Origin of the sequence: Aquabacterium sp. A7-Y (genome assembly GCF_026153205.1) — a bacterium.
Classification (GTDB): Bacteria; Pseudomonadota; Gammaproteobacteria; order Burkholderiales; family Burkholderiaceae_C; genus Caldimonas.
Genome location: NZ_JAPFBW010000020.1, coordinates 40,557 through 66,568, shown reverse-complemented (window position 1 = coordinate 66,568; position 26,012 = coordinate 40,557). Strand labels below are relative to the sequence as shown.

Here is a 26,012-nt window from a genome sequence, read left to right as displayed (position 1 = left end):
ACCGTTCAGAGGCGGCGTGTCAGTTGGGCCGCGTGGAAGCGCAGGTGGTCCTCGACGAAGCTCGCGATGAAGTAGTAGCCGTGGTCGTAGCCAGCGTGGCGGCGCAGCGTGAGGGGTTGCCCGACCTGGTCGCACGCCGCCTCGAAGGCGGCGGGATGAAGCTGCTCGTCGAGGAAGTTGTCGTCCAGACCCTGGTCGATCAGGATGCCGCCGGGGTAGGGCGCCTCCGGCTGTCGGGCCATCAGCTCGGTGGCGTCGTGAGAGGTCCAGGCCCGGCGGTCCTCGCCGAGATAACCTTCAAAGGCTTTCTGACCCCAGGGGGAGCGGATCGGCGCGGCGATCGGGGCGAAGGCGGAGACCGAGGCGAACAGGCCAGGATGGCGCAAGGCGAGGGTCAGGGCGCCGTGCCCTCCCATCGAATGACCGAAGATCCCGGCGCGGTGCACGTCGACGGCGAAGTGCTCGGCGACCAAGCTCAGCAACTCGTCGGCAATGTAGCTCTCCATGCGCCAGTGCTTGCGCCACGGCGAGCGCATCGCGTCGAGGTAGAAGCCCGCACCGACGCCGAAGTCCCAGGTGGCGCTCTCTCCTTCGGCACCGGCCTCCCGGGGGCTGGTATCGGGCGTCACCAGAGCCAGGCCCAGTTCGGCTGCCCAACGCTGCGCGCCCGCCTTGGTCGCAAAGGTTTCCTCGGTGCAGGTCAGACCGGCAAGGTAGAAAAGCACGGGGACCGGACCGGAGGCTGTCTGCGGCGGCAGGTAGATGCCGAAGCGCATGGGGAGGCCGATACGCGCCGAGTCGTGGCGCCAGAAGGACTGGTGACCGCCGAAGCAGGCATGTGCGCTGAGCAGCTCGGGTGCCATCTCAGTACACCACCACCGAGCGGATCGACTCGCCGCGTTTCATCAGATCGAAACCTTCATTGATCTGGTCCAGGCTGAGGGTGTGGGTGATCATCTCGTCGATACGCAGCTTGCCTTCCATGTACCAGTCGACGATCTTCGGCACGTCAGTGCGCCCGCGCGCCCCGCCGAAGGCCGAGCCTTTCCACACCCGCCCCGTCACCAGCTGGAAGGGCCGCGTGCTGATCTCCGCGCCGGCCTCCGCGACTCCGATGATGATGCTCTGGCCCCAGCCCTTGTGGCAGCACTCCAGCGCCTGGCGCATGGTGGTGGTGTTGCCTATGCACTCGAAACTGTAGTCCGCGCCACCCTCAGTGAGCTGCACGATGGCGTCGACGACGTGGTCGACCTCGCGGGGATTGATGAAATGCGTCATGCCGAAGCGGCGCGCGATGGCTTCGCGCGCCGGGTTGATGTCGACCCCGATGATCTTGTCTGCGCCGACCATCTTCGCGCCTTGGATGACGTTCAGGCCTATGCCTCCGAGGCCGAACACGACCACGTTGGTGCCAGCCTCCACCTTGGCCGTGAAGACCACCGCACCGACGCCGGTGGTCACGCCGCAGCCGATGTAGCAGACCTTGTCGAAGGGGGCGTCCTCGCGAATGCGAGCCATCGCGATCGCGGGGGCCACGATGTAGTTGGCGAAGGTCGAGGTGCCCATGTAGTGGAACAGGGGCTTGCCGTCGATCGAGAAGCGCGAGCTGCCGTCGGGCATCAAGCCCTTGCCCTGGGTCGCGCGTATCGCTTGGCACAGATTGGTCTTGCGCGACAGACAGAACTTGCACTGGCGGCATTCCGGCGTGTAGAGCGGGATCACGTGGTCGCCCGGCCTCAGCGAGGTGACGCCTGCTCCAACCTCGAGCACCACGCCGGCACCTTCATGACCCAGGATGGCGGGAAACAGACCTTCTGGATCGGCGCCCGACAGGGTGTAGGCGTCGGTGTGGCAGATGCCGCTGGCCTTCACCTCGACCAGCACCTCCCCCTCACGGGGGCCGTCGAGTTCGACCTCTTCGAGGCTCAGGGGAGCGCCGGCCTTCCAGGCCACAGCCGCTTTGGTCTTCACTGCTCTTGACTCCTGATGAACGCTGCCTGTCGAGGGTACGCCCGGCGATTCTCGTCCCGGGTACCGGCAGCGCTTCGCGCGGGGGGATAAAGCCCCAGAAACGGCCGGGCCTCCCGGGCAGCGCGCGTCGGGCGGCGCACGAATGGCCGACTGCGCCAACGGCGGCCGAAATGGCCCAGCGACCGAATCGTCCGTCGATGTGGGGTGCACGCCACGGCCGCCGCCCCGACCGGGTGCCTGAAACTGCACCAAGCCCTTCGTGCCCGGGTGGGGGCACGAAAGGCGCGCCCCTGCCTGGGCGGTGGGGCACGCGCGCCTGCTGGCAAATGGCGTGCTTCTGCTGCTCAGGGCGCGCGACCGGGCGGCCTGACGGTGCGCACTAAAGGAGGTCCCGCGTTGACCCTCTTTCGCAGCGGGCTCGAATGACGCGAACCGTTCGGGCCGTTTCTCGTGTTGCCGTCAGTAAGGTGGGTGGGGGGCACCTCAGATCAACCGCAGCCGGCTTGCCACGGTGACGGCTTGCGCACGATTCGAGACATTTAACTTTGTATATACATTCTTCAGATGAAACTTGACGGTTCGCTCCGACATCGAGAGGATTCGCCCGACCTCCCAGGACGTCTTGCCCTCGATCACCCACTTCAGAACCTCCTTCTCCTTCGCCGTCAGGTTTACCCCGGAAGGTTCATCCTGCCAGTTCGAATCCACCACTCTCAGCGTGAAGCTGGAATGCAGGTAGAAGGAAATGAAGCTGACCATCAGAAGGTGCCGCATGCGCAGGCTGCCGCGTGTGCATTCGAGCTGGAACAGGGTGGCCACGTCGCCGGTGTCCGAGCTCAAGGAACGCACGCTGCCTGCCACGCCTTCGCCACCCTTCATCTGGTTTCGCAGATCGGCGATTCTCGGATCCAGATCGATGTCCCCGCTATTCGTATCGCGCCAGAAAAACGCGTTGTCGAGCGGCTCGGTTTTCTCGAAGCAGGCCAAGTAGCGGCTGATGCCGATCGGCGGGCCGATCCAGGACCGCCCGCGACTGCCTTCGTCGCGCTCGGGCAGCCGACCCGAACTGCGGTACATGATGCCTCTTGAAATCGACTTGCCGTCGCGCTCATGAAGCAAGATGCACTTCTTGAAGGGAATCACTTCATTCACCTTCAGGGAGAACTGGTCGAGCTGATCCAGCAGATCCCCTGTGGGTTTTATTTCATTGATGATTTTCGAAAGTGTCTCCAACTCCCCTGTTGGAGTGGTTGAGCCATCCATAACTCCTCCCGTGAACATCTTTTGCCGGGTACGTAAAAAATGGGCTGCCGACAAGCTACCTTTCCGTCGTGAAAAGCCGATTGGCAATGCGATCGAAGCCCGTCCGCTCAGACCTCGCTGCATGAATAGATCGCCCTCTTGTCACCTTCAAAGTTTCTCCTTTCATTCGATGCATGCACTATTTAAACTCAATTCATCGCTGGACCTGCGCGGGGCCCGCTCCGCCCCCATCTCGCTCCTTGGATTGTTCTCTCGCACCTTGTCGACAGGGTGCTTCAAAGATCCATCTGGAACAGTTTCACTTTCAGGCCACTGCCTCTCGGTAATGCGAATAGCCATGATCGAGGACAGTGCGTGTCGCGATATGGCAAAGCCTGCAGCAAGTATCATGATTGCGGCCCAAAATAACATCACTACAAATGTTTCCGCGACCCCGGTTACGCTTAGTGTCGTTTTGTAGGCCAAAAAATTGCTTGATGCATTTTCTGGTGCATTTCGCAGCGAAATGTTTCTGCCAGCTGAACGAGTGAACCGTTCCACAAGGCTCTGGCGGGATTGCCAGGAGCGAGGATGGGGGCGCCGAACCTCCCATCTGTGACGTACTCCCATTGATGCTTTTGAAAAAGCAAAGGACCTGTCCCATCGGACAGGTCCCGGAGGCCGCGGCGAGAGCGGCAAAACAGCCGACGCCCCGCGCCTCGCGACCCGGACTGGCGCATCGACGGCTCAAAGCATGCCGTCCCGCTTGGCACTCGCGCTGCAAGTCAGGGCTTGCGAGGGTTATAGCGCGTATCGACCTTCAGCGCTTCGCCTGGAAATCCCCGGGCAATTTTCTCCCACGGCACGAGTTTCAAATTCGTCGCATCCGTCGAGCCATCGAAGACGTCTCCATCGTAGCCATCCTGAGCAATGAATACTCCGTGGGGAAACCCCGGGCAGGGGCACGTTGCTGACGTCCGAGCCGTCGGACTCCTCGACGCCGTCGATCCGGCCCTGGCGCCGCGCTTCGATACGGAAACTGCCCAGCAGTCGGTTGGGACCTACGCGCTCGAAGACGACGAAGGTGTCATCCAGGCCGGGTGTGGGCAGGGTGGGTGCTTCGCCGTGGGCGTGGCCTTGGCTGGAAGCGAGCAGATAGCCCCGGCCGCCGCTGGCGTAGTAGATCGTCAGTCCTTCGACGTCGCGCGCCACCCGGCTGTTGGGGTCGAAGGGGCGTGTCTCATAGAAGGGCCGGCTGTCGGCCACGCCAGTGCGGGTGTCGATACGCCAGATGCCGACGTCCTCCTGAGCGGCGTAGAGGATGCCGGTTTGCTGGTCGACCACCATGCCCTCGAACTGCGGGCTGAAGTCGCGTGCCAGGTCCTTCTCGTCCTCCTGCGTCAGGTCCTGCCCCTTCCAGGAATAGGGGAAGCGCCAGTCCCGCACGAAACGCGCAGTGATCTTCTCGTCGCCGTCGTCGAGAAGTTCGTACTGGGCGATCACTGCCTCGCTGTTCTGATTCACGAAGGCGTAGACCCTGCGGCTGTCGCGCTCCCTGTAGAGCGCCAGGCCATAGGCGGTGTGCTCGCCGTCGTCGGGATTGGCCATGCTGGCGCCTTGCCGGTCGTCCGGCCCGGGCCGGGTGGGGAAGAGCCGCGGCATGCGCGCCGAGGTGATGTCTTCCAAGACGGCATCCTCCTCGTCGCGGTCCTCGCCGATGCGCCAGATGCGGAGCTTGTCCTGGCGGCGGTCGCTCGCCACCGCGATGTCGATGTCATCGCCGTCGAGCGCAAAACCATAAGCGACGTCGACATTGTTGTAGCGGTTCAGAGCCTCGCCTTCGGCGTCAAGCCGCACGCCGATGCGCTGCACCAGACGGCCCCTGAGGTCGTAGACGCGCAGCCCGCCTTCCTTCGCAGCTGCGATGATCAAGGAGTCTTCCGCGTCGTCCTCGTCCGGGTGGATCCAGACCGCGGGGTCGTCCATGTCCGCGGGCCCACCCTCGGTCGGCGTTTCGCGGCTTGCCACGATGGTGCCATCGGCCGGCTGGCGGTCCGCGGCACTTGCGTGTGGGCCGGCCGCGCTGCCGTTGTCGTCGGAGCTGCCACCGCCGCAGGCGACCAGCAGCGCTGCGAGGGCGCAGACATTCAGGACCGTGAAGCGGCGTCGCGCCGCGCAGCGGGATAAAAAACAGGGCATGAACAGAGCCTCCTTCGATGTGGCGGGCCCGCGGCAAAGCGGCACAACGGCACGCGACGGAGCGACCCTAGCGCATCCGGCCTTGCGAGCCGGTCACCGGGCGCGGGCATGATGTAAGGGTTGAAAGAAGCGAAGAAGGTAGATTGAATGGATGTCAACGCAGTGAAGGTGCGTGGCCTGCGGCGTATGAAGGCCATCTCGCTGGGCCTGCTCGCGGCGGCCGCGCTGCTCTTTGCCGTGGCGAGTTCCCTGGAGGGGCGGCACCCCGGCTGGGCCTACCTGGCGGCTTTCGCGGAGGCGGCGATGATCGGCGCCATCGCCGACTGGTTCGCGGTGGTGGCCCTGTTCCGGCATCCGCTCGGGCTGCCCATTCCGCACACGGCGATCGTGCCGGCCAACAAGGCGCGCATCGGCGCCAACCTGGCGAGCTTCATCTGCAGCAACTTCCTCAGCACGCCCCAGGTGCTCGAGAAGCTGCGTCATTTCGATCCGGCCGGGCGGCTGGCGGACTGGCTGGCGGCGCCCGGCCATGCCGATCAGGTCGGCGCATACTTGAAGGCCGCCATGCGCTACGGCCTGGACGCGCTGGACGACGACCGCGTGAGCCGCTTCATCCGCGCTACCGTGCTGACGCGGCTCGAGCAGCTCGACGTGTCGCACCTGGCCGGCCAGGTGCTGGACGTGCTGACGGCCCAAGGGCGCCACCAGGCCTTGCTCGACGAGGTGCTGCAGCAAGTCGCCTCACTCATCGAGGACGAGGCCGTGCAGGCGAAGATCGCGGCGGTCATCGCCGGCGAGGTGCGCTACCTGCGCTACCTCGGTCTGGACAACCTGGCGGGGCAGGTCGCCACCGGCAAGATCGTCGCCGGCGTGGGCCGCGTCATCGGCGAGATGGGCAAGGACCCAGCCCATCCGCTGCGCCTGCGCTTCGACGAGTACGTCGCCGGTTTCATCGAGAAGCTGAGGCAGGACCCGGCGCTGCGACTCAGGGGCGAGCAGATCCGCGACGAAACGCTGGCCCATCCCGCGCTCACCGACTACCTGCGTGGCCTCTGGCACGAACTGCTGGCCTGGCTGCAGAGCGACCTCGGCCGCGAGGACTCGAGCGTCGCCCGCCGCATCAGCGCCGCTGCACGCACGCTAGGCAGCAAGCTGCAGGCCGACGCGACGATGCGCGAGTGGATCAACAACCAGGTGCTGCAGGCGGCGCCCGAATGGATCGAGCGCTACCGCGAGGACATCCGCCGCTACATCGTGAGCCGCGTCGAAGCCTGGAACACCCGCGAACTGACCGATGAGCTGGAGCGCAACATCGGCCGCGACCTGCAGTTCGTGCGCATCAACGGCACCCTGGTCGGCGGCCTCGTCGGCCTCGGCATCCACGCGCTGACGCAGTGGCTGCGCGGCTGAACTCACCTGGGATGCAGCAGCGAGCGCCGACGTGCGTAGCCGAAGTAGACCGCCAGTCCCAGGACCAGCCAGGCGCCGAAGGCGATCCAGGTCGAGGCCTTCAGATGGGCCATCAGGAACACGCAGAAGGCCACTGCCAGCACGGGCACCACCGGCACGCCGGGGCAGCGGAAGGCGCGCGGCAGGTCGGGGCGGGTCCGCCGCAGGACCAGCACCGCCACCGAGATCAGGCTGAAGGCCGCCAGCGTTCCGATGTTGATCAGCTCGGCCAGCACATTCAGCGGCACGAAGGCGGCGATCAGCGCGAACACCAGCCCCACGCTCCAGGTGGCGAACACGGGAGTGCCAGTGCGCGGGCTGATGCGGGACAGGCGGGTGGGCAGCAGGCCGTCGCGCGACATCGCGAACAGCACGCGGGTCTGGCCGTAAGCCATCACCAGGATCACGGTGGTCATGCCCAGGATGGCGCCCAGGTCGACGAAACCGGCCACCCAGCTTTCGCCCGCATACTGCAGTGCCAGCGACACGGGATGGTCCACGCCGGCGAACTTCTGGAAGGGCACGATGCCGGTCATGATGGCCGACACCAGCACGTAGAGCAGGGCGCAGACGGCCAGCGAGCCGACGATGCCGATCGGCAGGTCGCGCTCCGGCCGGCGCACCTCTTCGGCGGCCGAGGTCACGGCGTCGAAGCCGATGAAGGCGAAAAACACCAGCGCTGCGGCGCTGAAGACGCCTTGAGAGCCGAAGGGCATGAAGGGCTGCCAGTTGGCCGGCTCGACATGGCGGGCGCCGACCAGGATAAACAGCAGCACCACCGCGATCTTGACGGCCACCATCAGGTTGTTGGCCCGGGCCGACTCGCGCACGCCGAGGGACAGCATGGACGTCAAGATCAGCATGATCAGCAGCGCCGGCAGGTTGATCCAGGTCTGCACCCCCGGCACAGAGCCCGGCGCGGCCGTCAGCGCCGTCGGCAGCGTGAGGCCGAAGCCCTGCATCAGCGACTGGAAGTAGCCGGACCAGCCGACCGACACCGCCGAGGTCGCGAGGCCGTACTCGAGCAGCAGGTCCCAGCCGATGATCCAGGCCACCAGCTCCCCCAGCGTGGCATAGCTGTAGGTGTAGATCGACCCCGAGACTGGAATGGCCGACGCGAACTCGGCATAACACAGCGCAGCCAGGCCGCAGGCCAGCGCAGCGATCAGGAAGGACACGGTCAGCGCCGGCCCGGCCGTCAGGGCGCCGGTGCCGGTCAGAACGAAGATGCCGGTGCCGATGATCGCGCCTATGCCCATCAGCACCAGGTCCACCGGCCCCAGCACCTTGCGCAGCCCGCCCGGCGCGCGGCTGGCGTCGAGCAGGGCATCGACGCTTTTTGTTCGGAAAAGGCTCACGAAACGGTACTCCTGGAGAGGGTGTCTGGCGGGCGTGCATTGTCTGCCCCGCCCCTCCCGCGAGTCACTGTGAACTATTGCAGCCCCGGCGAGGGCAGGGCCGCTCAGGCCATCGTGTGCAGCAGCAGCGCCTGCAAGGTGCGCTGCCAGGGTCCGGCTGCCCCGGGCCCGCGCGCATCCGGGCCGCCGACGCAGCGGTCGGCCGCCGTCAGGCGCCACTCGCCCTGGCCGTCCTCGGTCAACTGCAGTTCGGCGTCGCCCTCGTCCACCAGTCGGCAGCCGAGGCCGGCTTGCGCCGCCAGCGCCTGAAAGCGCTCGGCCAATCCGAGCGGCGTGCCGGCCGGCCAGGCCACCTGCAGCCCCGCCAGCGGGCGCCCAGCCTGTTCCTGGAGGCACACCAGCGCGGCGAGCGCACGGGCCGGATGCGCCGCGCCGGCCAGGCCGTCGTAGACCGGCACCCCGGCCTCTCCGTCGAGGTCGCGCAGCACGGCCGGCGTGGTGCCGGTGCAGTCCAGCGCGTCGTAAAACCGCCCCAGCAGCCGGGCTCTGGCCTTCAGTTCGGCCCCGTGGGGCGCGTCCGCGTCCTGGTCCGCGAGCAGCGAGACCCGGGCACCGAGCCGTTCTGCGGCCTGCCGCAAGGCGTGGCAGCCGGTCCGGCGGGTCGCTCCCGGGGCTTCCCCGGCACCGCGGAGCAGCGCCAGGTGCTTGCCCCGCAGCGGCATGGCGTGCGCGCCGGTACGGTCGGCCGCTGCCAGCCGTCGCGCGCTGTCGAGCAGGCTCAGCACCTCGGCGCCGGACAGCCGGCCGGGGCTCCAGAGCTTGCGATGGTCGAGAACGGACGCGGAAACAGTCATGCCCCCAAGCGTAGGGGGCGCCCCGCCGGCGGGGGTTGACGCCGGTCAAGCGCGGGTTTGCGGAGGCGGTTTGATACCGGCCGGACACGTTCCGTTGACGCAGCGTTACCGAGCGCCTCCGGCCGTTGATGCTGGCGTTGCACGCGTTTTCTACAGTCCTTCCCCAGAACACCGGAGAACGACATGACCGCCGCCAAAGACCTCGACAGCCAGTTCAGCCACCGTATCGCGCGCACGCTGAAGCTCCTGCAGGAGCAAGTGCCCATCCAGCGTCGGGTGGTGCGTGCCGGCGAGAGCGTCTACCAGGCCGGCGAGGCCTTCGGCTGCCTGCACGTCGTGAACTCCGGCTTCTTCAAGATGGTCAACCTGGCCTCGGACGGCCGCGAGCAGGTCGTCAGCCTGCACTTCCGCGGCGACTGGCTGGGTTTCGACGGCATTGCCGAGGGCCGCTACGGTTGCGACGCGGTGGCGATGGACACCGGCGAGGTCTGGAGCATCCGCTACGACGCGTTGATGCGTGCCTGCATGAGCGAGCCGGCGCTGCTGGGGGTTCTGCACGAGGCGATGAGCCGCGAGATCGGCCGCGACCGTGACTCGATGATGTCGCTGTGCACGCTACCGGCCGATGCCCGCGTCGCCGACTTCCTGCGCAACTGGGCCGACGCCCTGTCCCAGCGCGGCCTGCGCGCCGACCAGATCACCTTGCGCATGACCCGCGCCGAGATCGGCAACTACCTGGGCATGACGCTGGAGACGGTGAGCCGGGCACTGTCGCGGCTGGCGCGCGGCGACGTGATCCGCTTCGCCGAAAAGGGCCGCCGCGATATCCACATCCCGCGCGTCGAGGCGCTCACCGCCTTCATCCAGCGCAGCACCGCGCCGGCCGCCACCGCGGCGATGCACTGAGGCGGCGCCGCGGCCTTCAGCCCGGCCCCAGCACCTTGACGATGGCCCGGGCAAGGTCGCCCCGGGTGTAAGGCTTGCGCAGCAGTTCCCACTCCGGCGGGGCGTCCAGCAGGCCGCTGGAAAAACCGGTCATCAACAGCACCGGCAGCTCGGGCATGATGGCCTGCGCGCGGCGCGCCAGCTCGGTGCCGCGCATGCCGGCACCCAGCGCGATGTCGCTCAGCAGCAGTTCATAGCCGGCCTGCGGCGACAGCAGGGCAAGTGCCTCCTCGGCCTGCAGGCAGGCGGTCACCCGGCAGCCCAGCGTCTCGAGGAAACGCCGCACCACCGCGCGCACCTCGGCATCGTCTTCCACCAGCAGCACATGCAGGCCGGGCGGCACCTCGCTGTCATCGGCCGCAGCGTCTTGGTCGCCCGCTGCTGCCTGCACACTCGGCAGGTAGAGCGTGACCGTGGTGCCGGCGCCCGGCGCGCTGTCCAGGCTGACGGCGCCGCGCGACTGCTTGACGAAACCGTACACCGTGCTCAAGCCCAGGCCGGTGCCGCGGCCGGCTTCCTTGGTGGTGAAAAACGGTTCGAAGGCACGCTCCTTGACAGCGTCCGGCATGCCGGCGCCGGTGTCGGCCACCGCAATCGCGATATAGCCGTCCGCGACGGAGGCGGCCGGCGTCGCCTCGCCGCGGTCTTCCTGCAGCGGCACGGGCAGGGTGTCGATGGGCTCGCAGGCGAAACTGAGCGTGCCGCCTTCGGGCATCGCGTCGCGCGCATTGATCGCGATGTTGAGCAGGGCCGATTCCAGCTGTCCGGGGTCGGCCAGGCAGCTCAGGCCGTCCTGCGGCGCCTGCACCTCGATGCGGATGCGCTGGTCCAGCGTGCGCCCCAGCAGGCCGGCCAGCGAGTGCAGCAGGGCCGGCACGTCCACCGGCGCCGGCTGCAGCACCTGGCGGCGCGAGAAGGCCAGCAGCTGGCCGGTCAGCTCGGCGCCCCGGCGCGTGGCCCGCGTCGCGGCGGCGACCAGCTGCTGGCCGTAGGCGTCGTCGGCGAGCGCGGGCAGCTCCTCCAGCACTTGCAGGTTGCCCGAGATCACCGTCAGCAGGTTGTTGAAGTCGTGCGCGATGCCTCCGGTGAGCTGCCCCACGCTGTCCAGGCGCTGGCTGTGGCTGAGCGCTTCTTCGCTGTGGGCCCGCTGCAGGGCGGTGACCAGCAGGCTGGCGAGCGACTCCATGAAACGCAGCTCGTCGTCGCCGAAACGATCGCGCTCGCGCGAGCGCACCACCAGGGCGCCGATGTCGCGGCCTCGGTCGGACAGCGGCGCCGCCAGCAGGCTGGCCTGGCCCGCCTCGAGAATGCGGCGCGGCAGCTCGAAGCGCTGCTCGCTGGCGCAGTCACCCACCCGCACCGGCCGGTCCTGCGCCAGCACGTAGCCGGGCAGGCTGTCGGGCCGGTTTGGCAGACGCTCGCCCAGGCCTTCGCCCTCGAGCAGGCCGACGCCGGCGGCCACGCGGAAGCTCTGTTGCCCGGGGTCGAGCAGGAACACCACGGCGGTCTCGACCTGCAGGGCTTCGGCCGCCACCACCGGGGCCTGCTCGAGCAGCAGTTGCGGGTCGCGTTCATGCACCGACAGGCGGCCGAACTGGGCCACATGCTCGCTGTAGCGGGCACGTTGCAGCGCCTGGCGCACGCGCGGGTAGGCCTCGATGCCGCGGATCGCCGCCACCACATAGGGCAGCCCCTGGTCCTGCAGCGGGCTCAGCGCAATCTCCACCATCACTTCGCGGCCGTCGCGCCGCTTGGCGACCAGCTCCATCTGCGTGCCCATGGGCCTCGCATGCGGGCTGCGGCCATAGGCTTCGCGGTAGGCGGCGTGGCGCGGGCGGATGCTGTCGGGCACCAGGGCGTCGACAGGCAATCCGGACAGCTCTTCCGGCTGGTAGCCCAGCAGGGTCGCGGCAGCCGGGTTGGCCAGCATGATGGTGCCGGAGCTGTCTACCAGCAGTAGCGCGTCCGGATAGGCGGCGAACAGCGAGCGGTAGACCCGGTCGACGTCGAGGCCCGGGGGGAGGGGGGGGTGCGGAGCAGCCATGGGGAACCTCAAGCCGGCGTGACCGGTAGCAAAAAGAGATAGCCCGCGCCGCGCACCGACTTGATCAGCTGCGGTTTCCCGGGATCGCCCTCCAGCTTCTTGCGCAGCCGGCCGACTTGCACGTCAATGGTGCGGTCGAAGGGCCCGGCTTCGCGCCCGCGCGTCTGCTCCAGCAGGAAATCGCGCGTCAGCACGCGGCCGGGGCAGCGCGCGAAGGCGTACAGCAGGTCGAACTCGCCAGCCGTCAGCACCACCTCCGCCCCCTGCTCGTCGAGCAACCGGCGCGCTGCGAGATCGAGCTGCCAAGGCCCGAAACGCAGGCGCTCGGGCGGCCCCGCAGGGGCCCCGGCGGCCGGCGCAGCTGCCGGGGCGGACGTCGCTCCGGACGCGGCGCCGGCCGCCGGCGCGGGCGGTGCCGGCTCCACGCGGCGCAGCACCGCACGAATGCGTGCCAGCAGTTCACGCAGCTCAAAAGGTTTCGTGACATAGTCGTCGGCGCCGACCTCCAGGCCGACGACCTTGTCGATGGCGTCGCCGCGACCTGTCACGATGACCAGCCCGCAGCGCCAGTGCTCGCGCAGGTGGCGAGCGATGGACAGGCCGTCTTCTCCGGGCAGGCCGAGGTCCAGCAGCACCAGCTGCGGCGGGTCGGCGTTCATCAGCTCCACCAGCGCGCGGCCGCTGTGCAGCTGGCTGACCCGGTAACCCTGGCTGCCGAGGTAGCCGGCGAGCAGTTGGGTGATGTCGACTTCGTCGTCGAGAACGGCAAGATGGATGGGTGTCGTCACGGGGGCGATGTTACCGGCGCCCGCGCCGGCTTGCCCGGCCTTGCTGAAGGCGCGTCGATTGCTGGGGAGCGACGTTGTGGTATGAGACGCAGGCCGCCTGCTGTGTTTTTTGGAAGTTTGTATGTCGAGCAAGACCGGTTGCCGCGAGTGGTGCCCGCAAGCGCGGGAGGCGGCATGAGCACGCCGAGCGAACCGCTGGGGCTGAGCCGGGACCCTCCGTCGGACCCCACTTCTGCCAGTCCCAGCCTGCGTGTCTTGCCGTGGCTGGTGCTGCTGATCGGGCTGCTGGTGGCCGCGGTGGTCGCCTGGTGGCAGGGCGAGGTCAATGCCCGCATCGAGCAGGAGCGCTTCCAGACCCTGGCACAGGGCGTGGTCAAGCGGGTGGAAGGCCGCATGGAAGCCTACGCCTACGGCCTGCGTGGCGCCCGCGGAGCGGTGATTGCCGCCGGCGGCAAGGCCGTCAATCACGAGCGCTTCCACCAGTACAGCCTGTCGCGCGACATCGCCCGCGAGTTCCCCGGCTCGCGCGGCTTCGGTTTCGTCCGCCGCGTGCCGGCCGAGCGCGAGGCTGCCTTCCTGGCAGAGGCGCGCCGTGAGGGTGGGCCCGGTTTCAAAATCCGGCAGCTGCAGGCGCACGACGGCGACCGCTACGTCATCCAGTACATCGAGCCGGTCGAGTTGAACGTCGAGGCGGTGGGTCTGGACATCGCCTCCGAGCCGCGCCGCCGGGCCGCCGCGGACATCGCGATGCGGACCGGCCGGCCCAGCCTGACCGCACCCATCACCCTGGTGCAGGCGACCGGGCAGCCCTTGCGCTCCTTCCTGCTCCTGCTGCCCATCTACGCCGAGGAGCAACTGCCTTCCACCGTCACGCGCCGCGAGGCGAGCACGATAGGCTGGGCCTACACGCCGCTGGTGACCGACGAGGTGCTGCAGGACATCGCCGCCGACGGCCTCTTCGCGCTGGCCCTGCACGACATCTCCGACGGTCGCACGGACCCGTTTTTCACCTCGCCGGGCTGGCAGGCGGGCGACGCGGCGGCCCGGCTGGTCCGGCGCATCCCGCTGCCCATGTACGCGCGTGAATGGATGGTGGAGGTGAAGGCCTTGCCGCCCTTCATCGCGGAGCTGAATCTGCGCAGTCCATGGGGGCTGGCCGCCGGCATCGCGGCGGCGTCTGCCCTGATGGCCGTGCTGCTGCACGTGGTGCTGGTCGGAGTGCAGCGCGAGCGGGTGGTTCGAGTGCAGCAGGCGCGCATGGCCGCCATGGTGGAGAGCGCCCACGACGCCATCATCGGCCTTTCGCCCGAGGGCCGCGTCACCGATTGGAACGGCGCCGCGGAGCGCATGTTCGGCTACAGCGCCGCCGAGGCCCTGGGCCGGCTCTTGAGCGATCTGACCTTGCCGCCGGGCCAGGAGGCGGAGGAGGCCTGGCTGCTCGAGTGCGCCGCCCGCGGCGAGGCCGTGCCGCGCTTCGACACGGTGCGCCGGCGCAGCGATGGCAGCCTGCTCGACGTGTCGGTGGCGGTGTCGCCGATCCGGCTCGGCGGCCGGCACGTCGTGGGCGCCGCCAAGACGGTCAGCGACATCAGCCACCGCAAGGCCGCCCAGGCCGAGATCCTGCAGCTCAACGCCACGCTGGAACAGCAGGTGCTGCGCCGCACGGCGCAGCTGCGGGCGCTGGCGGCGCGCGAGCGGGCCATCCTCGTGAGCGCCGGCAGCGCCTTCATCGCCACCGACATGGCCGGCCGCGTGACCCTCTTCAACCCGGCCGCCGAGGCGATGCTGCACTACCGCGCCGAGGACGTGCTCGGCAAGAAGGACCTGCTGCAGTTCCTCGACCCCGAGCAGCTGCGGGAGCGGGCGACGGCGCTGGCCGAACAGCTGGGACGCGCGGTCGAGCCGGCCGAGGCCTTGTTCGGTGCCGGCGCGGCCGGCGGGGTGGAGCACGAGTGGACCTTCGTGAGGGCCGACGGCAGCCGCCTGCCGGTGCTGCTGACCGCGAGCAGCCTGCGCGACGAGGGCGGCGGGACGCTGGGCCACATCGTGATCGCCGTCGACCTGTCCGACCGCAAACGGCTGGAGCGCGAGCTGGTCGAGCTCAACCAGGCCTTGACCGAACGCAGCGTGCAGGCGGAGGCGGCCACCCGTGCCAAGAGCGCCTTCCTGGCCAACATGAGCCACGAAATCCGCACCCCGATGAACGCCATCATCGGCCTCACCCACCTGATGCAGCGCGACATCCGGGACACCGTGATGCGGCAGCGGCTGGACCTGGTGGTGGAAGCCTCGCACCACCTGCTGGCCATCATCAACAACGTGCTCGACCTGTCCAAGATCGAGGTCGGCAAGCTGGAGCTGGAGCAGGCCGAGTTCGAGCTCGAGGACGTCGTGATGCGCAGCTTCACGATGGTGCAGGGCGCGGCCCGCGAAAAAGGCTTGGAGCTGGTCCTGGACGTCGACGAGACGCCCTCCCGCATGAGCGGCGACGCCACGCGACTCGGCCAGGCGCTGCTCAACCTGCTCGGCAATGCGGTGAAATTCACCTCGAAAGGCGTGGTGATGCTGCGCTGCCTGTGCCTCGAGCGCAGCGACAGCGCGGCCTTGTTGCGCTTCGAGGTGCACGACAGCGGCATTGGCATCGCGCCCGAGGCGATCGACAAGATCTTCCGCGCCTTCGAGCAGGGCGACAACTCCACCACACGTCGCTATGGTGGGACCGGGCTGGGCTTGACGATCACGCGCGAGCTGGTGCAGCTGATGGGGGGGCGAGACGGGCGCGTCGAGCCGCGAGGGCGAAGGCAGCATCTTCTGGTTCACGGCCCGCTTCGCCGACCCGCTGCCCCCGGCCGCCACGCAGGAACCGCGCCTCGCCGGTCGACGCGCCCTGGTGGTCGACGCGCTGCCGCAGGCGCGCCACGCGCTCAGCGCCTTGCTGCATCGGCTGGGGCTGGAGCCCCAGACGGTCGCCTCGGCGCCGGAAGCGCTCGCGATGGTGCGCGGCACGGCGGCCGCCGGCCTGCCGTACGCGGTGCTGCTGGTGGCCGCCGAACTGGACGAGGCCGACGGCGCTGCGACGCTCCAGGAGTTGATCAGCGCCGCCGCCGGCGCGCCGCCCGCCGGCCTCTTGCTGACCCGGCGCAGCCGAGAGGAATTGCGCGGCCGCGGGCAGGAACTCGGGCCGGTGCATGTGATCGAGAAGCCGGTGTCCCTGGGCGTACTGCGCCGGCACCTGCTGGAGCTGCTGCATCCGCAGCGCGACGGCGCAGGCGAGCGGTTCGAGCCCGCGCCAGCTCCCGGCGCGCTGCAGCTGGCCTTCGCCGGGGCCCATGTGCTGCTGGCCGAAGACCACCCGGTGAACCAGCTGGTGGCGACCGAGCAGTTGCGCGCGCTGGGCCTGGAGATCGACCTCGCCGAGACCGGCGTCGAGGCGGTGCGGCATGCCGAAGCCCGGCCCTATGACCTCATCCTGATGGACCTGCACATGCCCGAGATGGACGGGCTCAAGGCCGCTCGTGCGATCCGCAAGTTGCCGGCGCATGCGAGCACGCCCATCCTGGCGATGACGGCGAGCGCCTTCGGCGAGGACCGCGACGCCTGCCTGGAGGCCGGCATGAACGACCACATCTCCAAGCCCGTGGAGACGGAGGTCCTGGTCGCCACGCTGAGCCGCTGGCTGGGCCGACGCCCCGGGGGAGTCGGTCCTCGCGACGTATAGTGCGTCACGAGGAGGTCCTGTCACCATGCGACAACAATGGCACATCGATGCCTATGTCGAGGCCTGGGAGTACGCGACCCGCTGCCATGCGGGGCAGAGCTTCGACGGGCTCACCGAGGGGGAGCAGATTCCCTACAGCAACCACCTGGCGGTGGTGGTCACCGAGCTGATGGCGGCGCTGCCCGCGACGCCCGGGGCCGACGGCGACTTCGCGGTTCAGTGCGCGCTGCTGCACGACACGCTGGAGGACACCCCCGCCACCTACACCGACCTGCTGGAGCGTTTCGGCCCGCGCGTGGCGGACGGCGTGCTGGCCTTGTCCAAGGCCCCGGCGCTCGGCAGCCTGGCGGCACAGATGGCCGACAGCCTTGCGCGCATCCGGCGACAGCCGCGCGAGGTCTGGATGGTCAAGTTGGCCGACCGCATCGCCAACCTCTACCACCCGGCCTTCTGCTGGGGCCCCGAGCGCATCGAGGAGTACCGGCAGGAGGCCGTCACCATCCTGGAGGCGCTGGGCGCGGCCAACGACCAGCTGGCCGCGCGGCTGCGCCACAAGATCGCCGTCTACGGTCGCCGCTGAGGGCGCTCAGCAGAACAGCAGGGATCCAGCGCAGGCAACCGGCCGCCGACAGCATCACGCTCATCTGGTGCCAGCGGCCCGGCAAGGCAGGGCAGAAGGCATGCACCGCCGGGGCCGGATTGGGCCGGGAGCGGTCGGTCACGACAAACAGCACGCCGCTGGTGCCCAGTCGTCTTGGCCCGCTGCCCCCGTTTCGGCGCAGCGCGCAGGCGTCGCCGCGTCGCGGTCACGCGTCGGGTCGTTCCCTGTGGGACGGTGTGTCCGACAGCAGGCCGTGGCGCGACACCGAGGCGAGCGTCTCGGCCGATTCGTCGAGCCGCTGCAGCACCAGCGAGGCCGCGCCCTGGGCCCAGACCTCGTCACCCTGCGGCATCACGGTCAGGCGCACGCGGCCGCGATGGGGCAGGGCCATCGCGTCCTGCATCGCCTCGTGCAGCGCGCCCTGGTAGAGGTCATAGGCGCTGGTGCCGCCGCCGCCCAGGATCACCGCCTGCGGCGACAGCAGGTTGACGACGTTGCCGATCCACTGTCCCAGCCAGCGGCCCTGGCGCTCGAAGATGCGCACGGCCTGCGGGTTGCCCTCGCGCGCCTGGGCCGCGAGGGTCCGGTAGGCCTGCTCGGTGTCGTCGGCCGGCGCCCGCCCGTCCGCCGGCGGCAGCAGGCCGGCCACGCGGCCCTCGCGCACCACCGCGTAGTGGGCGACATACGCCTCCAGGCAGCCCGACTTGCCGCAGCGGCAGGGCTGGCCGCCCGGCACGACCTGCAGGTGGCCGAGTTCGGAGGCCAGGCCCGCATGACCCCGGTAGAGCTCGCCGTTGATGATCAGCCCCAGGCCCACTCCGTGTTCCAGCGTCACCAGCGCGGCGTTGCCGACCCCGGCGGCGGGCCCGAACCATTGCTGCGCCAAGGCGAGCATGTTGGCGTCGTTCTCGATGAAGACCGGCACCTTGAGCAGCTCTGACAGTGAGCGCCCCAGCCCCTCGACCCGCGGGCTGCCGGCGTCCAGCACCGGGGACCACAGCAGCACATCGGCGAGCGAATCGACAAAACCCGGCAGCGCCAAGCCGACGCCGGCCAGCCGCCCGGCCGCCGGGGCCGGGGCGCCGTTCAAGCAACGGTCGATCGCGCCGGCGATCTCGGTGATCAGCGCCGCCGGCGCCAGCGGCGCCTGCAGGGGCAGCGTCAAGGTATGCCGCACGCCGCCGGCGAAATCGGCCAGCGCCATGGTGAGCTGGTGCATCGCTGCCTTGACGCCGAGCACCCAGGCGAAGTCCGCATTGATCGCCAGCTCGCGCTCGCGGCGGCCGCCGGCGGAGGGGCGGGCGCCGACCTCGACCAAGGCGCCGTCCTCGATCAGCCGACGTGTCAACCCGGAAACCGCGGCCTGGCTCAGTCCGGTGGACAGACAGATCTCGGCTCGCGAGATCGGCCCGCGCGCGAGCCGGACGGCGTGCAGCACCTGGTAGAGGTGCAGCTGGGAGATCAAGCGGGCTTGGAGCCTGGCCACGTCGAGAAGGGGAAGAAGTTTTTTGGCATTTTATTTCGATGAAATTTAATTCTGTCGCCCGGGTTTACCCCTGAAGATGCGACCCGCAACACGGCCGAGCTGCCGCGACATAGGTCGGGCTCCTTGCAGGCGCAACCGTTGGTTCTTCCAGCTCCAAGCTAGGGAGAGCCGCAGCGCCCGGCCTTGCCTAGCATCTGCCCACCGGAACTCATCGAAGGGGGCCAGGATGCAGGGCAGCAGGAAGCGGCTGATGCCGCGGGCTCGACGCGGGCCAGGGTGTCGAGGCGCCACGATGCTGGACCTTCACTCGCACCCGCAGCCCTGAAGGACCGGTGATGATGCTGGCTTTGTCCCAACACCGCGACCCGCAGCTGGGCCTCGACACCCACCTCGGTGCTCTGCCGCCGTCGCCCTCGCCGGTTCCGTTGCCCGCCTCCCGCCTCCCGGTCGTGGGCCGGGGCTTCCTGAAGTGCAAGGTGCTCAGGGGCTCACCGGTCAACCTCCTGACCGGTGAGGTGGTCATGGAGCAGGTCGATGGCGTGCTACCCGGACGCATCCCGCTCGAATGGAAACGTGTCTACCGCTCCGGCAGCCGGCGCCGCGGCGCCTGCGGCGTCGGCTGGGAATGCCCGGCCGACGCCCGGCTGGAGCTGAACGCCGGGGACGGCAGCGTGCTGTTCATGCACCCGAGCGAGGGGCCGGCGCTGTTTCCGGCCTTGCCCGCCGTGCCGGGGCCCGACGGCGCGGTGCTGGAGCTGATGGACGGTGCGGTGCTCACCGACGACGGCGGCGAGTGGCGGGTGCGAACCAAGGAAGACCGGGTCTACCACTTTCCCAAGCAAGACCTGCGGCGCGGCGAGGGCGGGGCGCTCGAATGCGGGCTCGCGCTCATTGCCGACTTGTGGGGCAACTGGCTGGAGTACGAACGCCGCGACGGGCGACTGCAGGTCTTGCGGACGTCTTCCGGCCGGGAGCTGCAGGTCGACCAGCACGACGGGTTGATCGTGCGGCTGCGGGTCTCGGTGCCCGAGACCGGTGTTGCCCGTGAGCTGGTCGACTACCGCCAGGACAGCGAAGGCGACCTGACCGAGGTGCGCGATGCACTGGGCCAGCCGTGCCGCTATGCCTACGAGGCGCACCACCTGGTGCGCCACAGCAAGCGCTGCGGCCTGTCCTTCCACTTCGACTACGAGCGCAGCGGCCCGGCCTGGAAAGTGCTGCAGACCCGGGGCGACGGCGGACTCTACGAGCGTCGTTTCGCCTGGGGGCCGGGGGGACGCGAGACCCGTGTCACCGATTCGCTGGGCCATGTCAGCGTGATCCAGTGCGACGAGCGCGGCCTGCCGGTGCTGGAGATCGACCCCTTGGGCGGTCGCACCCTGTTCGAGTACGACCAAGCTGGCCGCACCACCGCGCTGGTCGACCCCGAGAACCACCGCAGCGCCTTCACCTACGATGAGCGCGGCAACCTGCTGCGTCTGCAGCGGCCCGACGGCAGCTGCGAGAGCTTCGACTACGACGGCTGCAACAAGCCGGTGCGCAGCACCGACGCCGGCGGGGCCGTCTGGGAGCGCCGCTGGGACGCGCGCGGCGCCATGCTGGAGCTGCGCAGCCCGCTGGGCGCGGTGACCCGCTACGAGTACGACAACCTGGGCCAGCCAGTGCGGGTGCTGCATCCGGGCGGCGCCGAGACGCGCCTGGCTCACGACAGCCAGGGGCAGGTGGTGGCCGTGATCGATGCCTTCGGGCAGGCCCGGCGCCTGGAGCGCGACGCGCTGGGCCAGGTGCTGGCGTCGACCGACGCGCTCGGCCGGACCACCCGCTACGCCTACGACCTCAAGGGCCGGCTGACCGAGGTGTGGCTCGCGGGCGGCGCCCCGGCGATCTACCGCTACGACGCCGAGGACCAGTTGTGCGAATACGTCGACGAGCTGGGCGCGTCGACGCGCTTCGAGTATGCGGGCCTGGGCCTGCTGGCCCGCCAGTGGTTGCCCGACGGCCAGGCCATCGCCTACCACTACGACACCGAGGCGCGCCTGCTCGGCGTCGACAACCCGCGCGGCGAGGCCTGGCGCTTCCGGCGCGACGCGCTGGGCCGGGTGGTGGAGGAAACCGACTACTGGGGGCAGACCACACGCTGGCGCTGGAGCATCGCCGGACACCTGCGAGAGCGCTTCGACCCGATGGGCGGCAGCGTGCGCTGCGAGACCGACGCACTGGGCCGCATCACGCGCACCCTGGCGAGCGGGCCGGCAGCAGCGGAGCCGGCCTTCGAGGAGCGCTTCGAGTTCGATGCGGCCGGCCGGCTGCTGGCCTGTGCCAACCCGCACATCGAGATCCGGCGCCGTTTCGACGTCGAGGGCCGGCTGCTCGAGGAGCGGCAGGGCGACTTCGTGCTGCGCCAGCGTTTCGATACGCGCGGCAACCGGATCCGCCGCGAGACCAGCACCGGCCGGGGCGTCACCTTTGCCTACGACCCGCTCGACCGCCTGGTGGCCTTGAAGGTGGACGGTCAGGCGCCGGTGCAGCTGAGCTGGGACACGGCCGGCCGGCTGCGCTCCGAGCGGCTGGGCACGGTCCTGCAGCGCCGCTACCGCCACGACAGCGAGGGTCGGGTGACGGAGCAGGAGCTGGTGGGGCCGTCCGGCCGGCTCGCGTCCACGCGCTATCACCGGGATGCGCGTGGCGAGCTGGTGCAGCGGGTGGACACCGACGCCGGCGTCGAGCGCTACCGCTACGACAGCCTGGGGCAGATCGTCGAGCAGCTCGACCCGCGCGGCCAGGTCAGCCGCTTCCTGCGCGATGCGGCCGGCGACCTGTTGCGCACCGAGGTGATCGAGGCGCCGGGTCGCCGGGTGGCCGGCGAAGGCGGGCAGGCCGACGCCGCCTGGTCGCGCGAGGGCCGCTACGCCGGGACCTTCTACCGCTACGACCGTGCCGGGCGCCTGGTCTGGCGCGAAGACCGGCGTCGCGCCACCCGGCTGGTCTGGGACAGCCAGCACCGCCTGGTGGGCAGCGAGACCGGCGCGCGGCGCTGCCGCTACGGCTACGACCCGTTGGGGCGGCGCATCTTCAAGGACCACGGCGAACGGCGCACCCGCTACCACTGGGACGGCGACGTGCTGCTGGCCGAGGCGCGCCAGGGAGCCTCGGGGAGCGCCTGGCGCGAGTGGCTCTGCTACCCCGGCAGCCACGAGCCGCTGGCGCTGCTGGTCCACCCGCCGCACGAGACGGCACAGGCACCGGCCGCGCCTGTGCGGCTCTATTTTTTCGGCAACGACGTCAACGGCGCGCCGCTGCGGGTCTTCGACGTGCATGGCAAGACCGCCTGGCGCACCGGCTACGACGCGCTCGGTGCCTGCCGCGCCGAGACCCTGGCGAGCGCCCGGCAGCCGCTGCGCCTGCAGGGGCAGTACGAGGACGAGGAGACCGGCCTCTACTACAACCTGCAGCGCTACTACGACCCGCACATCGGGAGTTTCATTTCCCAGAACCCGATCGGCCTGGCCGGCGGCGTCAACCCCTACGGCTGGGGCCCGAACGTGCTGGCCTGGATCAACCCGCAGGGCCTCGCGGTGCGTGCCCAGCACGGCTCGCAGTCGGCCGGGCGGCGCAAGGGGTGATCGACGATGGCGACGACGTCCTATTACAGCCGTTATCGCGCCGGAGAGCAGGCCGCGGTGTGGCGCGGCCTGGCCGGCAGCGGCGCCCGGGTGCCCCGGCTGGCCTGCCGGCCCGCCTTCGCGCGACTGCTGCCCGGGCTCCAAGAGGGGTTGAAGCCCTTGTGAGCCCCGGCGCGCTCAGTCTTCTTCCGCCTCGATCAGCAGCTCGTGCCGCTCGGCCCCGCGCACCGCGGTCTTGGCCGTGATGCGCAGCGGCTGGCCGCTCGGCACGGTGCGGCGGAAGCGGTAGTCCAGCGAGTCGGTGCTGCCCGGGTTTTCGGTCGGCACCTGGCGCGACCATTCGAGCGCACCGTCCACGTCGCTGCGCAGGCTGTGCCAGGCGGGGTCGCCGGCGCCGGCCTTGCGCGCCACGACAAAACGGCAGGCGATCTCGAAGCGGCGGTCGCGCTGGGCGTCGGGCGGGATGATCAGGGTCGCGACATCGCGGGGGCCGGCTTCGGCGCTCCAGCGCTCGTGGCCGGAGCTGCCGGCGGACGGCGCGACGGGGTGGCGTGCATCTTTCATGGGCAAAGGATGTCAAGGCGGCCGGGCAGGGCCGGTCGGGTGAAGGAGGGGCCGTCGGAGAAGACCGCATCCTCCCACAGTGGCGCGCGGCGTGCCGGCGAGTCCCCGGGCGAGCGTCGCCGGCCGGCGGAACGCCGGCTTGCAGCGCAGGAAGCGGATCGGGGCAGGTCCCGGCCCCGCCGAGCCGATGAAGGAGAGTTGCGATGCCCAGTCCCATCAAGCACCGCGCCGTCAGCACGAACAGCGGCCGCACCCGCAACGACGAAAGCACCCACCGGAAAACGCTCAGCCCGTCCGAGCACGGCAAGCGTGCGCCGATGCCGGCCGCCGGCAAGCGCGGCGGCCGAGCCCCGACAGCGCCGCCCCCGGTCCCAGGACAGGAGAAAGAGACATGCTGGGGCTCGCTGAAAAACCCATCACCGGTCCGGTGATCCGTCTGCACTCGGCCGATAACGTCGGCATCGGCACGCCGGTGCCGGACGGCGAGCCCGGCGCTGGGCCCGGCGGCGTCATCCTGGTCCACCAGGGTGGCACGGCCATCCTGTCGGAGACGCCCGAGATCTACGTGTCGAGCACACGCTCACCTGGCGGGCCTGCAGCCGCAAGGTCGGCGAGAGCCTCATCCTGTTCACCACCGGGCGCGGCTCGATGTTCGGCGCAAAGCCGCTGCCCAGCATCAAGCTCGCCACCAACACGCCGATGTACCGGCGCCTCAGTGAGGACACGGACCTGGTGAGCTAGCGACCGCAGGGCGGGCGCCGGCGTTCGGGACGACCCGGTGCTGCGCGCCTTCCCCGCCTTGGTCCTTTTCGCCCGCGGCAAAGCCCGCGTGCCGCGCTTCTCCCTAGCTTGAGGGGGTGGGGCGGTGCAGATCGTCCCCGGCGCCGGTGGCGGCGTCGAGGACCCTCTCTAATCGGGGCGGACAGTGCCGCCGGGCGCGTTGTTTGCACCGTGTGTCGGCCAGCGCTTGCGAAACGATCCAGATGACGGCCCGTACTCTCGCGCCAACCCGGGGTTGGAGTCTCGGCTTTGCGACGCTTGGTAACGAACCTCACCCGCGGCGGAGGCACACTGCCGGAGTTTCCCGCAGGCAAGGGGGCTGCCACGAGCGCCCCCGACACGGTGCAACTGGCCGCAGGGAAGGGACCGGCCAGCGCCGGTGTCGCAGGGAGGAAAGAGCAGTCACATGTCAGAAGCAGGAAGTTCCAGCGGGCCGGGCCGCGGCAATGCGCCGCCGGAGGACGATGCCACCCGCATCTCGCCGCTGCCGCCGCCGGAGCGCCCACCCGAGCCCAGCCCGGCGCCGTCGGCGGGCCAGGCGACGCCGTCGGCCGCACCGGCAGCGCCCAACGCGACGCCGCCTGGGCGCCCCGCTGCGCCGCTGCCCCGCCCGGCCCCGGTCTCGGCCCCGCTGGCCGGCGGCGCCGCACCGCAGAGCCCCGCACCCGGTACGCTGCCCGGCAGCGCCGCGAGCGGCTCGGCCGGCGTGCGCCAGGTGGGCCGCTATCAGATCGTGAGCCGGGTGGGCAGCGGCGCGATGGCGACCGTCTTCAAGGCCCACGACCCGGACATCGGCCGCGACGTCGCGATCAAGTTCCTGCACCCCGCGCTCTGCGAGGAGGCCGGCTACCGTGCCCGCTTCCTGCGCGAGGCGCGCGCGGCCGGCGGGCTGTCGCATCCCAACATCGTCACCGTGCACGACGTCGGCGAGATCGAGGGCCGGCCCTACATGGCCATGGAGCTGATCGAGGGCCAGCCGCTCAGCGACCTGATGGACCAGGGCAAGCCGCTGCCGCTGCGCGATGTGCTGGTGATGGGCATCCAGCTGGCGCGGGCGCTCGACTACGCCCACGCGCGCGGCGTCGTGCACCGCGACATCAAGCCGGGCAACATCCTGCGGCTCAAGGGCAGCCGCACGATCAAGGTCACCGACTTCGGCATCGCCCACATGGACAGCGGCGCCGATCAGCGCACCCGGGTCGGCGACATCCTCGGCACGCCGCAGTACATGTCGCCCGAGCAGACCCAGGGCAGCAAGATCGACGGCCGCTCCGACCTGTTCTCGGCCGGCATCGTGCTTTATCAGATGCTGACCGGCCAGCGGCCCTTCCTCGGCGAGGGGCTGGTGGCGCTGGCGATGCAGATCGCCAACGAGGACCCGGTGCCGATTGAGAAGCTGCGCCCGGGCCTGCCGCACGCGCTGCGCCGGGTGGTCGAGCGCTGCCTCGCCAAGGCGCCCGAGCGCCGTTTCCAGACCGGCAAGGAACTGGCCGAGGCGCTCGCCCGGGTGCTGACCGACCTGGACGCCTCCGCGCGCGACAAGGACCGCCCGCGCATCGTCCCGCTGCGCGTGAAATGGGCCGCGATGATGGCCCTGATCGTCGCGGTCGTGATGGCGCTCACCGCCACCGTCATCACCCAGCGCCAGTACGCTGCGATGATGAGCCAGGTGACCGACTACGGCGCGGCGCTGACGCGATTCATCGCGGCACAGAACGCAGTCTCGGCGCTGTCGGAGGATTGGGTCGCGGTCGAGGTCGCGGTGCAGGAGGTCATGAAGACGCGCGCCATCGACAGCGTCACCGTGATCGATCGCGAAGGCATCGTGCGTGCCGCTGCCCGTCCCGAGGCGGTGGGCAAGGCCTACCAGGCGCCGGCCGCCCAGCGGCTGGACGAGCGCGAAGGCGGTATCACGGTCTCGCGCTACCTGGTGAACGACGAGACGCTGCTGTCTTTCGAGGCGCCCATCACCTTCCGCGGCAAGCAGGTGGGTCGGGTCGCGCTGGGGCTGCCCGAACGCCCGCTGGCCCAGGTCGCGCGGCTGTCCATGATCCTGATGGTGGTGCTGGTGGTGGTGACGGTCCTGGCGGTGGCCGTCGCGATGTATTTCGTCGCCAACTGGTTCGCCCAGCCCATCAAGCTGGTCACCGAGGCCATGGGGGAGATCGCGCGGGGCCGCTTCGACCACCGCATCCGGGAGCAGCGCAAGGACGAGTTCGGCCACCTCTTCGCAGCCTTCGACCAGATGGCCCAGGCGCTGCAGGACCGCCACCCGGGCACCTTGCAGATCAGCGGCGGCGCGCCGCTGGCCCCGGCGGCCCCGCCACCGCCCGGCTCGCCCCCGCTGCCACCGGCCCCGGCCGCACCGAAGCAGCAGCCGGCCCCCTAGG

Annotated in this window: 18 protein-coding genes and 3 pseudogenes; 10 read left to right on the top strand and 11 right to left on the bottom strand. The window is 69.8% G+C overall.

What is annotated here, in order from left to right; all coding sequences use genetic code 11:
- Positions 1–5: 5 nt before the first annotated feature.
- The 4 genes and pseudogenes from fghA to OOT46_RS18305 form a co-directional block, all read right to left on the bottom strand.
- The gene (gene fghA / locus OOT46_RS18320; RefSeq protein ID WP_265405063.1) at positions 6–863 is read right to left on the bottom strand and encodes an S-formylglutathione hydrolase; all 858 of its coding nucleotides are present in this window, start codon (positions 861–863) and stop codon (positions 6–8) included.
- 1 nt (position 864) lies between these two features.
- Positions 865–1,971, bottom strand: coding sequence for an S-(hydroxymethyl)glutathione dehydrogenase/class III alcohol dehydrogenase (locus OOT46_RS18315; protein ID WP_265405062.1), 1,107 nt, complete (start codon positions 1,969–1,971; stop codon positions 865–867).
- Positions 1,972–2,454: 483 nt separating this feature from the next.
- Positions 2,455–3,234 (bottom strand): helix-turn-helix transcriptional regulator, encoded by a 780-nt coding sequence (locus OOT46_RS18310; protein ID WP_265405061.1) that lies wholly within the window; start codon positions 3,232–3,234, stop codon positions 2,455–2,457.
- A 764-nt stretch (positions 3,235–3,998) separates the two neighbouring features.
- A pseudogene (locus tag OOT46_RS18305) lies at positions 3,999–5,412 on the bottom strand (phytase).
- Between the two features lie 147 nt (positions 5,413–5,559).
- Between OOT46_RS18305 and OOT46_RS18300 the strand changes: the two are divergent.
- Complete coding sequence (locus OOT46_RS18300; protein WP_265405059.1) at positions 5,560–6,822, top strand: DUF445 domain-containing protein; 1,263 nt, start codon at positions 5,560–5,562, stop codon at positions 6,820–6,822.
- A 2-nt stretch (positions 6,823–6,824) separates the two neighbouring features.
- Here OOT46_RS18300 and OOT46_RS18295 read toward each other — a convergent pair whose 3' ends face one another.
- The gene (locus OOT46_RS18295; RefSeq protein ID WP_265405058.1) at positions 6,825–8,219 is read right to left on the bottom strand and encodes an amino acid permease; all 1,395 of its coding nucleotides are present in this window, start codon (positions 8,217–8,219) and stop codon (positions 6,825–6,827) included.
- A gap of 104 nt (positions 8,220–8,323) precedes the next feature.
- Entirely contained in the window at positions 8,324–9,073 is a 750-nt protein-coding gene (locus tag OOT46_RS18290; protein ID WP_265405057.1) for a hypothetical protein, read from the bottom strand.
- Between the two features lie 183 nt (positions 9,074–9,256).
- Between OOT46_RS18290 and OOT46_RS18285 the strand changes: the two genes are divergently transcribed.
- The gene (locus OOT46_RS18285; RefSeq protein WP_265405056.1) at positions 9,257–9,979 is read left to right on the top strand and encodes a Crp/Fnr family transcriptional regulator; all 723 of its coding nucleotides are present in this window, start codon (positions 9,257–9,259) and stop codon (positions 9,977–9,979) included.
- A gap of 16 nt (positions 9,980–9,995) precedes the next feature.
- On the opposite strand, the gene OOT46_RS18280 is transcribed toward OOT46_RS18285, so the two are convergent.
- Together OOT46_RS18280 and OOT46_RS18275 are read right to left on the bottom strand one after the other, a co-directional pair.
- Positions 9,996–12,062 (bottom strand): PAS domain S-box protein, encoded by a 2,067-nt coding sequence (locus OOT46_RS18280; protein WP_265405055.1) that lies wholly within the window; start codon positions 12,060–12,062, stop codon positions 9,996–9,998.
- A gap of 8 nt (positions 12,063–12,070) precedes the next feature.
- Positions 12,071–12,850 carry a response regulator gene (locus OOT46_RS18275; RefSeq protein ID WP_265405054.1) on the bottom strand — a complete coding sequence of 260 codons (780 nt, stop codon included), beginning with the start codon at positions 12,848–12,850 and terminating at the stop codon, positions 12,071–12,073.
- A 174-nt stretch (positions 12,851–13,024) separates the two neighbouring features.
- Between OOT46_RS18275 and OOT46_RS18270 the strand changes: the two genes are divergently transcribed.
- The 3 genes from OOT46_RS18270 to OOT46_RS18260 are packed head-to-tail and all read left to right on the top strand — an operon-like array spanning position 13,025 to position 17,148.
- Positions 13,025–16,312, top strand: a complete 3,288-nt coding sequence (locus OOT46_RS18270; protein WP_265405053.1) for a CHASE domain-containing protein — start codon at positions 13,025–13,027, stop codon at positions 16,310–16,312.
- Positions 16,206–16,568, top strand: a complete 363-nt coding sequence (locus OOT46_RS18265; protein ID WP_265405052.1) for a response regulator — start codon at positions 16,206–16,208, stop codon at positions 16,566–16,568. Before OOT46_RS18270 ends, OOT46_RS18265 begins: the two co-directional genes overlap by 107 nt.
- Positions 16,569–16,593: 25 nt before the next feature.
- The gene (locus OOT46_RS18260; RefSeq protein ID WP_265405051.1) at positions 16,594–17,148 is read left to right on the top strand and encodes an HD domain-containing protein; all 555 of its coding nucleotides are present in this window, start codon (positions 16,594–16,596) and stop codon (positions 17,146–17,148) included.
- Positions 17,149–17,173: 25 nt separating this feature from the next.
- On the opposite strand, the pseudogene OOT46_RS30980 reads toward OOT46_RS18260, so the two are convergent.
- Both OOT46_RS30980 and OOT46_RS18255 read right to left on the bottom strand, forming a co-directional pair.
- Positions 17,174–17,335: pseudogene (locus OOT46_RS30980) on the bottom strand (xylulokinase); the annotation flags it as partial.
- A gap of 39 nt (positions 17,336–17,374) precedes the next feature.
- Complete coding sequence (locus OOT46_RS18255) at positions 17,375–18,655, bottom strand: ROK family transcriptional regulator (protein WP_265405050.1); 1,281 nt, start codon at positions 18,653–18,655, stop codon at positions 17,375–17,377.
- 335 nt (positions 18,656–18,990) lie between these two features.
- Between OOT46_RS18255 and OOT46_RS18250 the strand changes: the two genes are divergently transcribed.
- Complete coding sequence (locus OOT46_RS18250) at positions 18,991–22,278, top strand: DUF6531 domain-containing protein (RefSeq protein WP_265405049.1); 3,288 nt, start codon at positions 18,991–18,993, stop codon at positions 22,276–22,278.
- A 6-nt stretch (positions 22,279–22,284) separates the two neighbouring features.
- Entirely contained in the window at positions 22,285–22,443 is a 159-nt protein-coding gene (locus OOT46_RS18245; protein ID WP_265405048.1) for a hypothetical protein, read from the top strand.
- A gap of 12 nt (positions 22,444–22,455) precedes the next feature.
- On the opposite strand, the gene OOT46_RS18240 is transcribed toward OOT46_RS18245, so the two are convergent.
- The gene (locus OOT46_RS18240; protein ID WP_265405047.1) at positions 22,456–22,842 is read right to left on the bottom strand and encodes a hypothetical protein; all 387 of its coding nucleotides are present in this window, start codon (positions 22,840–22,842) and stop codon (positions 22,456–22,458) included.
- Positions 22,843–23,045: 203 nt separating this feature from the next.
- Here OOT46_RS18240 and OOT46_RS18235 point away from each other — a divergent pair, with 203 nt between their 5' ends.
- The 3 genes and pseudogenes from OOT46_RS18235 to OOT46_RS18225 all read left to right on the top strand — a co-directional run bounded on the left by OOT46_RS18235 (position 23,046) and on the right by OOT46_RS18225 (position 26,011).
- Complete coding sequence (locus tag OOT46_RS18235; protein ID WP_265405046.1) at positions 23,046–23,273, top strand: hypothetical protein; 228 nt, start codon at positions 23,046–23,048, stop codon at positions 23,271–23,273.
- 48 nt (positions 23,274–23,321) lie between these two features.
- A pseudogene (locus OOT46_RS18230) lies at positions 23,322–23,574 on the top strand (hypothetical protein); the annotation flags it as partial.
- Positions 23,575–24,028: 454 nt separating this feature from the next.
- Positions 24,029–26,011 carry a protein kinase domain-containing protein gene (locus OOT46_RS18225; RefSeq protein WP_265405045.1) on the top strand — a complete coding sequence of 661 codons (1,983 nt, stop codon included), beginning with the start codon at positions 24,029–24,031 and terminating at the stop codon, positions 26,009–26,011.
- Position 26,012 lies beyond the last annotated feature (1 nt).

Bases quoted from the DNA above. Each gene is read 5' to 3' on its own strand.
- OOT46_RS18240 (WP_265405047.1), bottom strand. From the start codon at position 22,842: ATGAAAGATGCACGCCACCCCGTCGCGCCGTCCGCCGGCAGCTCCGGC.
- OOT46_RS18260 (WP_265405051.1), top strand. From the start codon at position 16,594: ATGCGACAACAATGGCACATCGATGCCTATGTCGAGGCCTGGGAGTAC.
- OOT46_RS18250 (WP_265405049.1), top strand. From the start codon at position 18,991: ATGATGCTGGCTTTGTCCCAACACCGCGACCCGCAGCTGGGCCTCGAC.
- OOT46_RS18235 (WP_265405046.1), top strand. From the start codon at position 23,046: ATGCCCAGTCCCATCAAGCACCGCGCCGTCAGCACGAACAGCGGCCGC.
- OOT46_RS18290 (WP_265405057.1), bottom strand. From the start codon at position 9,073: ATGACTGTTTCCGCGTCCGTTCTCGACCATCGCAAGCTCTGGAGCCCC.
- OOT46_RS18270 (WP_265405053.1), top strand. From the start codon at position 13,025: ATGAGCACGCCGAGCGAACCGCTGGGGCTGAGCCGGGACCCTCCGTCG.
- OOT46_RS18245 (WP_265405048.1), top strand. From the start codon at position 22,285: ATGGCGACGACGTCCTATTACAGCCGTTATCGCGCCGGAGAGCAGGCC.
- OOT46_RS18300 (WP_265405059.1), top strand. From the start codon at position 5,560: ATGGATGTCAACGCAGTGAAGGTGCGTGGCCTGCGGCGTATGAAGGCC.
- OOT46_RS18310 (WP_265405061.1), bottom strand. From the start codon at position 3,234: ATGGATGGCTCAACCACTCCAACAGGGGAGTTGGAGACACTTTCGAAA.
- OOT46_RS18225 (WP_265405045.1), top strand. From the start codon at position 24,029: ATGTCAGAAGCAGGAAGTTCCAGCGGGCCGGGCCGCGGCAATGCGCCG.
- OOT46_RS18280 (WP_265405055.1), bottom strand. From the start codon at position 12,062: ATGGCTGCTCCGCACCCCCCCCTCCCCCCGGGCCTCGACGTCGACCGG.
- OOT46_RS18285 (WP_265405056.1), top strand. From the start codon at position 9,257: ATGACCGCCGCCAAAGACCTCGACAGCCAGTTCAGCCACCGTATCGCG.
- fghA (WP_265405063.1), bottom strand. From the start codon at position 863: ATGGCACCCGAGCTGCTCAGCGCACATGCCTGCTTCGGCGGTCACCAG.